The organism is Neisseria flava (assembly GCF_982712965.1).
Genome location: NZ_CEXQBZ010000021.1, coordinates 1 through 14560, shown reverse-complemented (window position 1 = coordinate 14560; position 14560 = coordinate 1). Strand labels below are relative to the sequence as shown.

The 14560-nt window shown below is 52.0% G+C and carries 13 protein-coding genes; 8 read left to right on the top strand and 5 right to left on the bottom strand.

From position 1 onward, the window contains the following. Window positions 1–384 precede the first annotated feature (384 nt). Window positions 385–1254, bottom strand: a complete 870-nt coding sequence (locus AC5M9B_RS01755) for a lipid A biosynthesis lauroyl acyltransferase (RefSeq protein WP_101810817.1) — start codon at window positions 1252–1254, stop codon at window positions 385–387. A gap of 129 nt (window positions 1255–1383) precedes the next feature. After that, window positions 1384–1932 carry a crossover junction endodeoxyribonuclease RuvC gene (gene ruvC, locus AC5M9B_RS01750; protein ID WP_101810816.1) on the bottom strand — a complete coding sequence of 183 codons (549 nt, stop codon included), beginning with the start codon at window positions 1930–1932 and terminating at the stop codon, window positions 1384–1386. Between the two features lie 191 nt (window positions 1933–2123). Here ruvC and AC5M9B_RS01745 point away from each other — a divergent pair, with 191 nt between their 5' ends. After that, window positions 2124–2459, top strand: a complete 336-nt coding sequence (locus AC5M9B_RS01745; RefSeq protein WP_101810815.1) for a porin — start codon at window positions 2124–2126, stop codon at window positions 2457–2459. 75 nt (window positions 2460–2534) lie between these two features. On the opposite strand, the gene rfaQ is transcribed toward AC5M9B_RS01745, so the two are convergent. Next, window positions 2535–3620 (bottom strand): putative lipopolysaccharide heptosyltransferase III, encoded by a 1086-nt coding sequence (gene rfaQ / locus AC5M9B_RS01740; RefSeq protein WP_070654487.1) that lies wholly within the window; start codon window positions 3618–3620, stop codon window positions 2535–2537. Window positions 3621–3830: 210 nt separating this feature from the next. Here rfaQ and AC5M9B_RS01735 point away from each other — a divergent pair, with 210 nt between their 5' ends. From AC5M9B_RS01735 to AC5M9B_RS01725, 3 genes are all read left to right on the top strand, one after another. Then, window positions 3831–4703 (top strand): prephenate dehydrogenase, encoded by an 873-nt coding sequence (locus tag AC5M9B_RS01735; RefSeq protein WP_070654486.1) that lies wholly within the window; start codon window positions 3831–3833, stop codon window positions 4701–4703. Window positions 4704–4865: 162 nt separating this feature from the next. After that, the gene (dxs, locus tag AC5M9B_RS01730; protein WP_070654485.1) at window positions 4866–6779 is read left to right on the top strand and encodes a 1-deoxy-D-xylulose-5-phosphate synthase; all 1914 of its coding nucleotides are present in this window, start codon (window positions 4866–4868) and stop codon (window positions 6777–6779) included. A 424-nt stretch (window positions 6780–7203) separates the two neighbouring features. After that, the gene (locus AC5M9B_RS01725) at window positions 7204–8058 is read left to right on the top strand and encodes a carbon-nitrogen hydrolase family protein (protein WP_070654484.1); all 855 of its coding nucleotides are present in this window, start codon (window positions 7204–7206) and stop codon (window positions 8056–8058) included. 142 nt (window positions 8059–8200) lie between these two features. On the opposite strand, the gene AC5M9B_RS01720 is transcribed toward AC5M9B_RS01725, so the two are convergent. Together AC5M9B_RS01720 and AC5M9B_RS01715 are read right to left on the bottom strand one after the other, a co-directional pair. After that, window positions 8201–8641 carry a TIGR01244 family sulfur transferase gene (locus AC5M9B_RS01720; protein WP_070654483.1) on the bottom strand — a complete coding sequence of 147 codons (441 nt, stop codon included), beginning with the start codon at window positions 8639–8641 and terminating at the stop codon, window positions 8201–8203. Window positions 8642–8706: 65 nt separating this feature from the next. Continuing rightward, window positions 8707–10470: a M61 family metallopeptidase gene (locus AC5M9B_RS01715; RefSeq protein WP_070654482.1), complete on the bottom strand. Its 1764-nt coding sequence runs from the start codon at window positions 10468–10470 to the stop codon at window positions 8707–8709. A gap of 329 nt (window positions 10471–10799) precedes the next feature. Here AC5M9B_RS01715 and ccoN point away from each other — a divergent pair, with 329 nt between their 5' ends. Genes ccoN through ccoP form a run of 4 tightly spaced genes read left to right on the top strand, consistent with a single transcriptional unit; the run spans window position 10800 to window position 14429 of the window. Then, window positions 10800–12233, top strand: coding sequence for a cytochrome-c oxidase, cbb3-type subunit I (gene ccoN / locus AC5M9B_RS01710; protein ID WP_019270011.1), 1434 nt, complete (start codon window positions 10800–10802; stop codon window positions 12231–12233). A gap of 23 nt (window positions 12234–12256) precedes the next feature. Beyond that, window positions 12257–12868, top strand: a complete 612-nt coding sequence (gene ccoO, locus AC5M9B_RS01705; RefSeq protein ID WP_003741675.1) for a cytochrome-c oxidase, cbb3-type subunit II — start codon at window positions 12257–12259, stop codon at window positions 12866–12868. Between the two features lie 4 nt (window positions 12869–12872). Beyond that, window positions 12873–13040: a cbb3-type cytochrome oxidase subunit 3 gene (locus tag AC5M9B_RS01700; protein WP_019270010.1), complete on the top strand. Its 168-nt coding sequence runs from the start codon at window positions 12873–12875 to the stop codon at window positions 13038–13040. Window positions 13041–13070: 30 nt separating this feature from the next. Continuing rightward, window positions 13071–14429, top strand: coding sequence for a cytochrome-c oxidase, cbb3-type subunit III (gene ccoP, locus AC5M9B_RS01695; RefSeq protein WP_019270009.1), 1359 nt, complete (start codon window positions 13071–13073; stop codon window positions 14427–14429). Window positions 14430–14560 lie beyond the last annotated feature (131 nt).

Genomic DNA, 14560 nt, shown 5'->3' with positions numbered 1-14560 from the left:
AAATTATTTGAAATATAAAATCTTATATTTATATTTTTATTCTAAAGAAGCATTTTTTTTACATAAATTCAGCATTATATTTTTATTAGTTTATTTGTTATAATTGATTCTTCTGAAATGTTATTTTATAACAGTTTGATTTTAAATGAAATTAAATTTAACATATTAACTAAAATTTCGTATTGCTTTTATGTTTTTGAGTTTGGTTTGATTTTTTTGTGGTATTTGAGGCTTGGTAGGGCTGAATATCTAAATTATCCAAAGAGTTAATGTGAGATATTCTCAATTTAAAATTTGTTACTATCGTTGCTAATTTTCGATTTAATAGAAATAATAAAAGCCCGTATATGACGGGCTTTGTTTTTTGATGTAACTGTATGTAATTCAATAAAATCCCTGTTCGCCTTCGGGACGGGTTTTGAAGCGTTTGTGCAGCCAGAAATATTGCTCGGGATTTTCCCTTGCCTGTGCTTCGATAAAGTCGTTCATGCGTTGGGTATCGGCTACAACGTCGTCTGAAGGGAAGTTTTCCCATGCGGGATAGAAACGCAGCGTAACGGTGTTGTCGGCATTGCGCGTGGGAATGGCGGGGATGACTTTGGCTTTCGTCATGCCCGCGATGCGGCTTAAGGCTGAAATCGTGGCGGTGGGAATGCCGAAGAAGTTGACGAAGATGGAGTCGTTGCGGCCGAAATCCTGATCGGGCAGGTAAAGGAAAGGGGCGTCGCTTTTTCGCAGTTGCTTGATAATCGCGCGCAGGCCTTCGGTGCGACCGATGAGGAAGACGTTGTTGTAGCGGTGGCGGCCTTTGAGAATTTGTTCGTCCAGCGCTTTATTTTTTTGGTGCGAATACATGCTGGTCAGCGGCACGTCCTGATTGAGGGTGTAAACCGCCATTTCAAATGCAGTGAAATGCGGATAAAGCAGGATGACTTTTTCGCCCGCCGCGAGCGCGTTATCAAGATGGTGTTTATCTTGATAATGCACGAGTTTGCGCAGTCTGTCGGCAGGTGCGTACCAATACAGTCCGTATTCGAACATCAGCTTCGCCATATGCTGAAAATGGCGTTTGAGCACGGCTTTGCGTTTGTCTTCGCTCCATTCGGGAAAGCATTTTCTGAGGTTGGTCTCGCCGACTCTGCGGCGCGGTTTGACGGCGTAATAGGCAAGGATGCCCACTGCGTCGGCGATTTTGTGTATGACTTTGAAGGGCAGAAGCTGGATGAGGTAGAGGAGGAAAAAGGCGGCTTTCATGTCATCTGTTGAGGAGTGGGGCGGGAAAAAGGGAATTATAACGGAAAGGTCTGTTGCTCAGTCAGAGAGTAGGAGTCTGAGTAAACTTGTTTTAGCGAAACTCGCTACACTTGTTTTCAGACGACCTTTTCACCATTGGAAGCGTCCCCGTTTGACTTTCATTGCTTTCGGGTTCAACTGTGCGGCAAGTCCGTGGTTGCGCAGGGCATGGGTCAGGGCGACGGCGAGGCCGTCGGCGGCATCGGATTGGGGCGTGCCGGAAAGGGAAAGCATTTGCACGACCATGTGCTGTACTTGTTCTTTCGCTGCCTTGCCTTTGCCGACGACAGCCTGTTTGACTTGCAAGGCAGTGTATTCGGATACGGGCAAGCCATGCATGACCAATGCTGCCAATGCCGCGCCGCGCGCCTGTCCGAGCATGAGTGTGGAGGCAGGGTTGACGTTGACGAATACCTGCTCCACGGCGGCCTGTTGCGGTTGGTAAGTTCGGATGATTTCATCGATATGGCGTACGATGACGGCGATGCGTTCCGACAGCGGTGCGTTCGGAGGGGTTTTGATGCAGCCGGAGGCGATGTAGAAATGCTCGCGGCCGCGGACGTCGATGACGCCGAAGCCGGTTACGCGGCTGCCGGGGTCTATGCCTAGGATGCGGGTGGTTTGTGAAGCGGAAGTCATGATTATGCTGTTGAGGCGGGTAAACCGGGATTATAGTGAAATCAATATGAAACGGGTATGGGTTGCAAGGTGTCTTTTCAGACGACGTTTTCACGATTTATGGTTTATTTACGCAAGAGGGTCATATACTTGTTGGCCAAATTGGTTATCGCTATTGGTTGTGTAGGAAATATTTGAAAGGAACGGAAAAGATGAAACCCTTGTATATTTTGGCTGCTGCTTTGACGGCTTTGCCTGTGTTGGCGACGGCAGAAGTCCGCCTCTATGGAGAAATCAAAAGCGGCGTCGAAGCATCGCGCATCAAATCGGGAGGCAGTTCGGTATCACATAGCGGTGTATATGATTCGGGCAGTTATATCGGTTTGCGCGGCTCGCTACCCATCGGTAGTGGGAATAATGTGTTGTTTCAGGCAGAACAGGATACGCCGGTAGGTTCGCGCAGAATGTCGCGCACGGTTTGGCATAGTCCTTCCCCCCATGCGGGCAATATGGGAGACGATGCGGCAGGGCAGTTTGGGAAATATTGAATTTTTGTCGTTTGTGTAATGAAAAGGTCGTCTGAAAACGGATTTGGGGGTTTCAGACGACCTTTACCTTTTTGTTTAAGCTTCCTTGTTTAAACCTAGCTTTTCAGCGATTTTGTTCCACACGGCTTCCAGCGGAATGGCTTTGAGCAGGCGTGTGTTGTCGGATGTGTTGATGCTGTCGGGGTGGGGTAGGTCGCCGAAATCGCCTGCCCAAATAACCTCGGCATTGTCGGAATAGGGATGCCATCTGTCCAGCCATGAGGGGCCGAACAGGGCGATTTGCGGCTTGTCCAGCGCGGCGGCGATGTGCATGGGCGCGGAATCTACGCCGATGAAGAGTTTGCAGCCGTCGATGGCGGCAGCCAGTTCGCGCAGGTTGAGGTCGCCCGACAGTATCCATAGTTTTCCGCCTTCGGGAATTTTGACGCGTTCTACAACCGCATCAACCATTTGTTGTTCGGTTGCTGAGGGAGCGGCGGTTAAAACGACGTTTTGACCGTGGTTGAGCAGTAATTGGACGATGGCGGCGTTTTTGCCGTCTTCCCAGCATTTGAATTCCCAACGTGCGCCCGGGTGAAATAAGACATAATCCTCCCCATTCCAGCCTTGTTCTTGCAGTTTGCTTTGCAAATTTGAGCGGGAATCATCGCCGATTACCATCATCACTTTTACCGGAGGTGTTTCCTCTGGTCGGATAAGCGGCGGCAAAACGTTCATATGGTATTCGGTAATGTGGCAGCCGCGTCCGGCTTCGGGGTTGAGGAAGTCGTGGCACCAACGCCAGAAAAAGTGGTCGCGTTTGATATGGCTGATGCCGACGCTGCATTGTGCGCAGAATTTGGCGAGTATTGCCGAGCGCCATTGGTCGGACAGGTTGAACGCCCAGTCGTACCCGCGTTTTTTCAGGCGCGAGAACAGCTTTTTCTCTTCGGACAGCTGGGTTTTCAAGCCCTGCTTTTTCCAGGAGCGGTCTATGGTGAAGATTTCGGCAATTTCGGGATTATCGCTGATGATGTCGGCGGTTTCCCAGTAAACCAGCATATCGATTTCGCAATCGGGAAAGCGGGTCTTGAGGGCGTGGACAACGGGCGTCGCCAACAGCACGTCGCCGTGGTGGCGCAGCTTGATGACTAAAATACGTTTCGGTTGGGCCAAGGACATAGTTTGCTTTCGGCGGATGGATTTCGGTCTGCCTATTGTAAAACGAAACGGCACAATGGCGAACTGCCTTTTTATGGTCTGACGGATGGTGCGCGAGGCAGTATCATTGCCGATATGCGTTTGCCTTTCGGATACGATAGAATGCGGACAATTAATTCCTAAAATAGCGGGCGTGCCGTTTTCAGACGACCTTTGTCCCGCGTACCTGCCATGAATACACTCAAACACATCGTCCTTATCGGTGTCGGGCTGATCGGCGGCTCGTTCGTGTTGGACTTGAAACGGCTCGGATTGGTCGATACGGTAACCGGCATCGATTTGGATCGTGACAACCTTGACCGTGCGCTTGAACGGCGCGTCATCGATCGCGCCTACACGCAAATCGACGTTTTGAGTATGCACGAAGCGGATTTGGCCGTTATCGCTACGCCTGTTTCCACATTTCCCGACATCTGCCGCGCCGTCCGACCTTATTTGAACGCGCATACCGTGGTTACCGATGTGGGCAGTACCAAACAATCTGCCGTTCAGGCTTTCCGCAGCGTCCTGCCCGAACATTTGTCCCGTTGCATCGCTGCCCATCCGATTGCAGGCTCTGACAGGAGCGGCGCGCTTTCCGCACAGTTCGGATTGTTTCAGGATAGGAAGCTGGTGATCACGCCGCATGGGGAAGAAGATGAACAGGCCGCCGGCCTGGTTGAAAATTTGTGGCGGGCAGTCGGAGCGCAGACTTTCCGTATGAGCGCAGAAGAACACGATGCCGTTTTTGCCGCCGTTTCCCATATGCCGCATCTTGCCGCCTTTGCCTACGTCCACCAGATCGCCGATCATCCCGATGGTCGGCGCTACCTCGAATTTGCCGCCACGGGCTTCCGTGATTTTACGCGCATCGCATCCAGTCATCCCGCCGTATGGACGGACATCTGCCTTGCCAACAAAAACAGCCTGTTGGATTTGATAGGCGGTCTGCGTACCCAGTTGTCCGAACTCGAACGCATCCTGTCCGAAGAAGACCGCGCCGCCCTTTACCGCTATTTTGCCGCTGCCAAACAAACCCGCGATGAATGGCTGGAGCGGCAGTAGAATGATTTTAGGTTTGAAAGAGGCAGTTTCAGACGACCTTTATATAAATAGACAGTTAAATCAGGTCGTCTGAAAACAAAGCTTCGTCAAAACCCTTTATCCGAACAGGACAACTCTTGCTATAATTGCCCGATAGACACAATAAGCCCGCAAAGACACACCATGAGCCACACTCCGTTATTAGACACCATCCATCTGCCGCAGGATTTGCGCAGGCTGGATAAAAGCCTGCTGCCGCAGGTTGCCGCCGAGCTGCGGGAGTTCCTGTTGGATTCCGTCGGACAAACCGGCGGTCATTTCGCCAGCAACTTAGGCGCGGTCGAACTGACGGTGGCTCTGCACTACGTTTATCACACGCCTGAAGACAAGCTGGTTTGGGACGTCGGCCATCAAAGCTATCCGCACAAAATCCTCACTGGACGCAAAAACCAAATGCACACCATGCGCCGCTACGGCGGCTTGGCGGGTTTCCCCAAGCGCAGCGAATCCGAATACGACGCTTTCGGCGTAGGACATTCATCCACCTCCATCGGCGCGGCTTTGGGCATGGCGGCGGCAGACAAACTCTTGGGCAGCGACCGCCGCAGCGTCGCCATTATCGGCGACGGCGCGATGACAGCGGGTCAGGCGTTTGAAGCCTTGAACTGCGCGGGCGACATGGACGTGAACCTGCTGGTCATCCTCAACGACAACGAAATGTCGATTTCCCCCAACGTCGGCGCGCTGCCGAAATACCTTGCCAGCAACGTCGTGCGCGATATGCGCGGCGTATTGAGCACCATCAAGGCGCAATCGAGCAAGGTTTTGGACAAGCTGCCCGGCGCGATGGAGCTTGCCCAAAAAGTCGAGCACAAAATCAAAACGCTGGCGGGCGAAGCCGAACACGCCAAGCAGTCGCTGTCTTTGTTTGAAAACTTCGGTTTCCGCTACACCGGCCCCGTCGACGGACATAACGTCGAGCATCTGGTTGACGTGTTGAAAGATTTGCGCGGCCGCAAAGGTCCGCAACTGCTGCACGTCATCACCAAAAAGGGCAACGGCTACAAACTCGCCGAAAACGACCCCGTCAAATACCACGCCGTTGCCAACCTGCCCAAAGACGTTTCAGACGACCTCAAAACCGCAACGTCGTCTGAAAAAGAAAACAAGCCCGCCGCCAAACCGACCTATACGCAAGTATTCGGCCAATGGCTGTGCGACCAGGCGGCGGCAGATTCCCGATTGGCGGCGATTACCCCCGCCATGCGCGAGGGCAGCGGACTGGTCGAATTCGAACAACAATTTCCCGACCGCTATTTCGATGTCGGCATCGCCGAGCAGCACGCCGTTACCTTTGCCGGCGGTTTGGCCTGCGAAGGCATGAAGCCCGTTGTCGCCATTTATTCCACCTTCCTCCAGCGCGCCTACGACCAACTGGTGCACGACATCGCCCTGCAAAACCTGCCCGTTTTGTTTGCCGTTGACCGCGCGGGCATCGTCGGCGCGGACGGCCCGACCCATGCCGGTTTGTACGATTTGAGCTTCTTGCGCTGCGTGCCGAACATGATTGTTGCCGCGCCGAGCGATGAAAACGAATGCCGCCTGCTGCTTTCGACCTGCTATCAGGCAGACGCCCCCGCCGCCGTCCGCTATCCGCGCGGTACGGGAACAGGCGCGCCCGTTTCAGACGGCCTCGAAACCGTAGCCATCGGCAAAGGCGTCATCCGCTGCCAAGGCGAGAAAACCGCATTCATTGCCTTCGGCAGCATGGTCGCCCCCGCATTGGCGGTTGCCGAAAAACTGAACGCCACCGTCGCCGATATGCGCTTCGTCAAACCGATAGACGAGGCACTCATCGTCCGCCTCGCCCAAAGCCACGACTACATTGTTACCGCCGAAGAAAACGCCGAACAAGGCGGCGCAGGCAGCGCGGTGTTGGAAGTGTTGGCGAAACACGGCATCTGCAAACCCGTTTTTCTTTTGGGCGTTGCTGACACCGTAACCGAACACGGCGATCCGAAAAAACTTTTGGACGATTTGGGCTTGAGTGCTGACGCAATGGAAAAACGCATACGCGGCTGGCTGCCGAAAGTTTGAACCGAAGCCGTTGTGAAAACGTGCCGCCATTGAGCATTATTCAATTATTCAAAAAGGTCGTCTGAAAACTGATTTTCAGACGACCTTTGCCATGTTTTCGATACGGTTTATTTATATAGTGGATTAACTTTAAACCAGTACGACGTTGCCTCGCCTTGCCGTACTATCTGTACTGTCTGCGGCTTCGTCGCCTTGTCCTGATTTTTGTTAATCCACTATATCGGCGCATTGCGAGTGGACGGAAATGACGGCTGATGATGTGTGCCGTATCAAAAACGAAGCGAACTGCCGTATCAAATAGCAAGCCTATGCCGTTGTTTCAAATTACACAGAGAATAGTACAGGTATTTTCTTTGGACATACCGTGAATCTTCTTTCAGACGACCTGTCGGCAGGCCGTCTGAACACGCAGATAGGAACTGACATGCAAAAAAACATCCGCGCAGCCGCCGTACAAATGATTTCGTCCACCAATCCCGATGCCAACATCGACACCATGAAACGCCTCGTGCGCCAAGCAGCCGAACAAGGCGCGGATTGGGTGTTGCTGCCTGAATATTGGCCGCTGATGGGGCGCAAGGATACTGACAAACTGGCTTTTGCCGAACCTTTAGTCGGTAGTAATTTTAGCGAAACCCGCTACGCTCGTTTTGGCGAAACTCGCTGCGCTCGTTTTCAGACGACCTTGAGCGAGACGGCGGCGGAATGCGGCGTCGTGCTGTTCGGCGGCACGATTCCGCTGGAAAGCCCCGATGCGGGAAAAGTGATGAACACGATGTTGGTGTACGACCGCGACGGCACGCAAATCGGGCTGTATCACAAAATGCACCTGTTCGGTTTCTCAGGCTTGGGTGAACGCTATGCCGAGGCGGACACCATCAGCGCGGGCGGTGATGTGCCGAAATTGACCGCCGACGGCGTGCCGCTTGCCGCAGGCGTGTGCTACGACTTGCGTTTTCCCGAGTTTTTCCGCGCCCAGCAGCCGTTTGACGTTTTGCTGCTGCCCGCCGCTTTTACTTACACGACAGGCAAAGCGCATTGGGAATTGTTGCTGCGCGCCCGCGCGGTGGAAAATCAATGCTACGTCATCGCTTCGGCGCAAGGCGGCGAACACGAAAGCGGCAGGCGAACGTTCGGTCATAGCATGATTATCGATCCGTGGGGCGAAATCTTGGACGTATTGCCCGAAGGCGAGGGCATCGTCATCTCCGATTTGGACGCTGCAAGGCTGCAAAGCGTGCGCACCAGACTGCCCGCTTTGAAGCACAGGTTGTTGTGAAGACGATTAAAACGTGATTCAAGCTTGTAGAACAGGCATGAATGTGTTTGATGAAACAGTAAAAAAGGTCGTCTGAAACCAGTTTCATTTCGTTGAAACTGTTTTTCAGACGACCTTTGCGTTTGGGTAAACGGGTAGCGTGTTACGCCAGACCGTTTTGTTGCGCGTCTTGCAGGCGGGCTTCGAAATTGCTCAGGTTGACGCCTGCTTGTTGTGCGGCAGCGACGACTTTAGCGACGCGTGCACCGTTTTGCACCTGATGATAGCCCCAGAGCAGTGAGCAGCGGGTGCCGGTGCGGCAGTAGGCGAGGACGGGTTGGGGAACGCTTTTGAGCAGGTTTTGGAAAGCGGCGACATCGGCGGCGTTGATGGCGGGCGCGACGACGGGCTGATGGTGGTGTTCGCGGATGCCTGCGGCTTCAAGCCATCTTTCGACTTGTTTGAACGTAACTTGGTTTTCTTCTTCGCCGTCGGGACGGTTGCAGATGACGGTTTGGATGCCGAGTTTGGCGGCTTCTTGTACGTCTGCTTCGGTCAGCTGCGGGGCGATGTAGAGGTTGTCGGCAAGTTTTTGGATAGACATGGGTTTTCCTTTCTGTAAGTGGATTTTCAGACGACCTCGATCCGGCACTCGAGGTCGTCTGAAAATCAGGCTCGGTCATTATAAAGCCAGTTTTCAAATAATTCGCGGTCGGTGATGTAGAGAACGGCGGTATCGGCTTCGGCGGCTTGGACGGTGATGTCGGCGACGTACAGGATGCCGGTGCGGAAGTAGTGGAGGCGGGCGGTGGCGCCGATGGGGAGTTGCGCCCACTGTGCGGCAAGGTCGGTACAGGCGTAGCCGTCGATGGCGATGATTTTGTCCTGCGGGCAGAGGGCGGCGTTTTCTGCGCTGCCGCCGTTGAAGACGTGAGTCAGGATGGCGTGGTCGCTGTTTTGTTTGAACCTGGCACCGAAGTCGGACGCGGGGGCGGGCGTTTCGGTTGGCGGTTCGGGCAGGAATGCGCCGCCGTGGCTGCGCGGTTGTGCCTGCCATTGCAGTCCGATGCCTATGGTGGCGAGGAGTTCGGCAAGGGGCAGATCGGTGGTGGAGTAGAGGGTCGTCTGAAAAAAGTCTTCGAGGTCTAGGCCGGTAAACGCTTGGCAACGGGCTTGCCATTGTTTTTCGGGGATGCCTTGCCGGGTCTTCAGCCAATCGCGGTAGTGTTGCTGCATGACGCTGTCGAGGGTGTGTCGTCCGCTGCTTTTGCTGCGGATGGCGAGGTCGAGGCAGAGGGCGGCAAGTGCGCCTTTTTGGTAGTAGCTGACGATGGCGTTGGGGCTGTTTTCGTCTTGTTTGTAGAATTTGTTCCAAGCGGTGAAGCTGGATTCGGCAAGGCTTTGTTTCAGACGACCTTTAGTTTGCTGCACGCGGGTGATGCTTTGGGCGAGCAGGCGCAGGTAGGCTTCGGGGGCGATGGTGCGGCTTCGGGCGAGGAAGAGGTCATCGTAGTATGAGGTGATGCCTTCAAATGCCCAGAGCTGCTCGGTGTAGTTTTCGCGGTCGAGGTCGTAGGGGGCGAAGGCGGCGGGTTTGATGGATTTGACGTTCCAGGCGTGGAAGTATTCGTGTGAGAACAGTCCGAGTAGTTGGGTGTAGGCATCGTTGGCGTCGGTCATGCCGTGCGGCGGCAGGCTGTGGCGGTCGGCGAGCAGGGCGGTGCTGCTGATGTGTTCCAGTCCGCCGTAGATGTTGTCGCCGACGTGGAGCAGGAAGAGGTAATGGGTGAACGGGGCAGGGGAGGGGAACATGGCCAGTTCGGTTTCGCAGATTGTGCGGATGTCTGACACGAGGCGGTCGCGGTCGAAATCGGGATAGTGGCCGCTCAAGGCGATGCGGTGCGGGATGCCTCCGGCTTCAAAATCGAGAAATTCGATGTTGCCCAGTTCGACAGGGTGGTCGATTAAGTCATGGTATGAGGTCGTCTGAAAACCGTGGACGTTGGTTTGGGGCAGAGTGGTGGCAATCTGCCATGTTTTTGGCAGGATGGGGAATTCGATTTGGTGTGTGCTGTTTTCTTGTCCGTTTACCTGCAAAAAAAGGCATGCACCGTCAAAGAACCCGCGTTCGGCAGTCAAAAACGAGCCGCGGACGGACAGGTCGTAGGCGTAAACGGTGTAGTAAATTTCCCACTCGCCGGACTGCGGGGCAGTGCGCCATCGGTTTTTTTTGACTTGGGTCAGATGGGTATATTCGCCGTTGCAAAAGGCGCGGATGGTCGTAATGTTGCGCGAGAAATCGCGTATCAGATAGCTGCCGGGAACCCAGTTCGGAAGGCTGATTTCTGTTTCCAAATCATGTTCTTGTCGGAATGTTAGGCGGATGTGCCACTCGTGGGCGAGCGGGTTGGGGGTGATTTTGTAATTAATCATAACTATTGGTTCATTTGTTAAATTTTATGAATGAAAAGGGTGGATTATGCAATTCAATTTATATCAATAAAGCCTCATTCAAAAGGGAGGCTTGAAAAAATAAAGTAGTACTATTGGGAGGGTTTTTAAATAAAATTATGATTATAAAGTAAAAAATATAAAAAATCGATGGTGCGGTCATATGGTGTGAAATGTAATTCCGCTTGGCTAGGCTTGTCTTATATGTTAAATTTAGAAAAATTTAAACCTAGCCCTTATTGCGTTTTTTCAAAATGCATACGGCAAAGTGAGATAAAAAATTTTTATTCCCATAATTCATGGAGACTCTCATGGACACACAAACTTATAACTACAAAGTGGTGCGCCAGTTCGCCATCATGACCGTAGTTTGGGGTATTGTGGGCATGTTGGTCGGCGTCATTGTCGCCGCCCAATTGTTTGCCCCCGCCCTCGATTTATCAGATGTCGGCCCCTGGTTCCACTTCGGCCGTCTGCGTCCGTTGCACACCAACGCGGTAATTTTTGCGTTCGGCGGTTGCGGTCTGATGGGTACATCATACTACGTTGTTCAACGTACCTGTAATGCACGCCTGTTCGGCGGTTGGCTGCCGGCATTTACCTTCTGGGGTTGGCAGGCGGTTATCGTCTCTGCAGTCGTCAGCCTGCCTTTGGGTTATACCCAAGCTAAAGAGTATGCTGAATTGGAATGGCCTATCGACATCCTGATCGCTTTGGTTTGGATCGCTTACGCCATCGTATTCTTCGGTACGATTGCCAAACGTAAAATCAAACACATCTACGTTGCCAACTGGTTCTACGGCGGCTTCATTTTGGCCGTTGCTCTGTTGCACATTGTCAATAACATCAGCATCCCTGCTGGTCTGATGAAATCTTACCCCGTTTACGCGGGTGCGATCGATGCGATGGTTCAATGGTGGTACGGCCATAACGCGGTGGGCTTTTTCCTGACCGCGGGCTTCTTGGGTATGATGTACTACTTCGTACCGAAACAAGCAGGCCGTCCGGTTTATTCTTACCGCCTGTCCGTCGTCCACTTCTGGGCTTTGATTTTTACCTATATGTGGGCAGGTTCTCACCACTTGCACTATACCGCGCTACCTGACTGGACCCAGTCCTTGGGTATGGTGTTGTCCCTGATTCTGTTCGCACCTTCTTGGGGCGGTATGATCAACGGTATCATGACCTTGTCCGGCGCATGGGACAAATTGCGTACCGACCCTATCTTGAAATTCTTGATCGTTTCTCTGTCCTTCTACGGTATGTCCACCTTTGAAGGTCCGATGATGTCCATCAAAACCGTCAACGCTTTGAGCCACTACACTGACTGGACTGTCGCACACGTTCATGCCGGCGCTTTGGGCTGGGTAGGTTTCGTGACCATTGGTTCCGTGTACTACATGATTCCGCGTCTGTTCGGTAAAAATGAAATGTACAGCACCAAATTGGTAGAAGCACACTTCTGGATTGCGACCATCGGCGTGGTTCTGTATATCGCCTCCATGTGGATTGCCGGTGTATTGCAAGGTCTGATGTGGGGTTCTCTGAACGCTGACGGTACTTTGACTTATTCGTTTGTAGAGTCAGTTAAACGCACCATGCCTTACTACATGATTCGTTTCACCGGCGGCCTGCTGTACCTGAGCGGTATGTGTATCATGGCATACAACGTTTACCGTACAGCCATCAGTGGCAAAGCGGTTGATGCCGAGATTCCCGCGGTGTCTCAAACCCAGCACCACTAAAAACATAAGAAAAGGCTACCAAAATGAAATTACAACAATTAGCTGAAGAAAAAGTCGGCGTCCTGATTGTATTTACCCTGCTTGTAGTCAGCGTAGGTCTGTTGATTGAAGCCGTGCCGCTGTTCTTCTCCAAGGCTGTAACCCAGCCTATTGAAGGTGTGAAACCTTATAACGCTTTGCAAGTGGCTGGTCGTGACATCTATATCCGCGAGGGTTGTTACAACTGTCACTCTCAAATGATTCGTCCGTTCCGTGCAGAAACCGAACGTTACGGTCACTACTCTGTTGCCGGTGAGTCTGTTTATGACCATCCATTCCAATGGGGTTCCAAACGTACCGGTCCGGATTTGGCTCGTGTGGGCGGCCGCTATTCCGACGAATGGCACCGCATCCACTTGCTGAATCCGCGCGACGTTGTGCCGGAGTCCAATATGCCTGCTTTCCCATGGCTTGCACGCAACAAAGTTGATGCCGAAGCAACCGTGGCGCATATGAAAGCCCTGCGTAAAGTTGGTACGCCTTACAGCGATGAAGAGATTGCAAAAGCTCCTGAAGCTTTGGCAGACAAATCAGAGCTGGATGCGGTGATTGCATACCTGCAAGGCTTAGGCTTGGCATTGAAAAACGTAAGGTAACATCATGGACGCAAACTGGGCTCGCTCGCTCTTTACTGTTTGGGTTTTTATCAGCTTCATCTTAGTGCTTTATATTGTTTTTAATCGACGTAATAAAAAGAACTACGATGATGCTGCCAACAGTATTTTCGACAATGATGATAAAGAGTCGTCTGAAAAAGACGGGCGATAACAGTTTAGTCCGTGATCACGGAGCAAAAGAATGAACACAACATCCCAATTTACCAGCAATTTCTGGAATATATACATTGCAGTTATTGTCGTGCTCAGCTTTATCGGCTTGGCATGGCTGCTGCTTTCCCAAAACGTTGTGAAGCGTCCTAAAAAGGGCGAAGAAGTTAAAACGACAGGTCATGAATGGGACGGTATTGAAGAATACAACAACCCGCTGCCGCGTTGGTGGTTTTGGCTGTATGTCTGTACTTGGCTGTTCGGTATCGGCTACTTGGTCATGTATCCGGGTTTGGGCGATTATAAAGGACAGTGGAAATGGAGCAGCAAGGGACAATACGAGAAAGAAATGGCTAAAGCCGATCAAGAGTACGGCAAAGTTTATGCCAAATTTGCCAAAATGCCGATTGAGAAAGTGGCGAAAGATCCTGAAGCACGCGCCATCGGTCAAAACCTCTTTAATACCTACTGTATCCAATGTCACGGTTCTGATGCCAAAGGTTCTAAAGGTTTCCCGAATTTGACCGACAGCGATTGGCTGTGGGGCGGCGAACCTGAGAAAATCCATGAGACCATTGAAAAAGGCCGTACGGCACAAATGGCTGCATGGGGTCCTGCACTGGGTGAAGAGCGCGTAAAAGATGTGGCAAACTATGTCATGTCCTTGTCCAAACCTAAAGATCAATACGATGAAGAACGCGCTGCCCGCGGTAAAGCATTGTTCAGCGGTCCTCCCGCAAACTGCTTTACTTGTCACGGCGATAAAGGTCAAGGTATTCAAGGCTTGGGTCCGAACCTAACCGACGACGTATGGTTGTGGGGCGGTACTCAAAAATCGATTATCGAAACCATCACCAACGGTCGACACAGCCAGATGCCTGCTTGGGGTCATTTCTTGGATAAAGACAAACTCCACATCATGACTGCGTATGTATGGGGTCTGTCTAACAAAGACGGCAAAGCACTGGTGAAAAAAGCTGAACCTGCTCCGGCACCTGCTTCTACCGCTGCATCATCTACTGCCGCTTCATCTGCTTCCGCTCCGGCTCAAGCTGAAAAAGCTGCTTCAGCAACTGATGCAAAAGCACCTGCTACTTCTGAAGCCAAACCTGCAGAAAAAGCAGACGCTTCATCTACCAAAGTAGACGGTAAAGCTGTTTTTGAAGCCAACTGCAAAATGTGTCACGGCGGCACCATCCCCGGTGCTCCAGGCATAGGCAAGAAAGACGATTGGGCTCCGCGTATCAAACAAGGTAAAGATACCCTGCACAAACACGCGATTGAGGGCTTCAACTCCATGCCGGCAAAAGGCGGTAACTCAAGCCTGAGCGATGACGAAGTCAAAGCTGCGGTTGACTATATGGCCAACCAATCCGGCGCCAAATTCTAAATCGTAGAAATTAAAACGCACCTTTTAATAAGGTGCGTTTTTTTATGGTTAAACTATCTGAGACCTTTGCAAAATTCCCCAAAATCCCCTAAATTCCTACCAAGACATTTAGGGGATTTCTCATGAGCACC

Bases quoted from the DNA above. Each gene is read 5' to 3' on its own strand.
- AC5M9B_RS01725 (WP_070654484.1), top strand. From the start codon at position 7,204: ATGCAAAAAAACATCCGCGCAGCCGCCGTACAAATGATTTCGTCCACC.
- AC5M9B_RS01745 (WP_101810815.1), top strand. From the start codon at position 2,124: ATGAAACCCTTGTATATTTTGGCTGCTGCTTTGACGGCTTTGCCTGTG.
- dxs (WP_070654485.1), top strand. From the start codon at position 4,866: ATGAGCCACACTCCGTTATTAGACACCATCCATCTGCCGCAGGATTTG.
- AC5M9B_RS01700 (WP_019270010.1), top strand. From the start codon at position 12,873: ATGGACGCAAACTGGGCTCGCTCGCTCTTTACTGTTTGGGTTTTTATC.
- ccoO (WP_003741675.1), top strand. From the start codon at position 12,257: ATGAAATTACAACAATTAGCTGAAGAAAAAGTCGGCGTCCTGATTGTA.
- AC5M9B_RS01755 (WP_101810817.1), bottom strand. From the start codon at position 1,254: ATGAAAGCCGCCTTTTTCCTCCTCTACCTCATCCAGCTTCTGCCCTTC.
- ruvC (WP_101810816.1), bottom strand. From the start codon at position 1,932: ATGACTTCCGCTTCACAAACCACCCGCATCCTAGGCATAGACCCCGGC.
- AC5M9B_RS01735 (WP_070654486.1), top strand. From the start codon at position 3,831: ATGAATACACTCAAACACATCGTCCTTATCGGTGTCGGGCTGATCGGC.
- AC5M9B_RS01715 (WP_070654482.1), bottom strand. From the start codon at position 10,470: ATGATTAATTACAAAATCACCCCCAACCCGCTCGCCCACGAGTGGCAC.
- AC5M9B_RS01720 (WP_070654483.1), bottom strand. From the start codon at position 8,641: ATGTCTATCCAAAAACTTGCCGACAACCTCTACATCGCCCCGCAGCTG.
- ccoP (WP_019270009.1), top strand. From the start codon at position 13,071: ATGAACACAACATCCCAATTTACCAGCAATTTCTGGAATATATACATT.
- rfaQ (WP_070654487.1), bottom strand. From the start codon at position 3,620: ATGTCCTTGGCCCAACCGAAACGTATTTTAGTCATCAAGCTGCGCCAC.
- ccoN (WP_019270011.1), top strand. From the start codon at position 10,800: ATGGACACACAAACTTATAACTACAAAGTGGTGCGCCAGTTCGCCATC.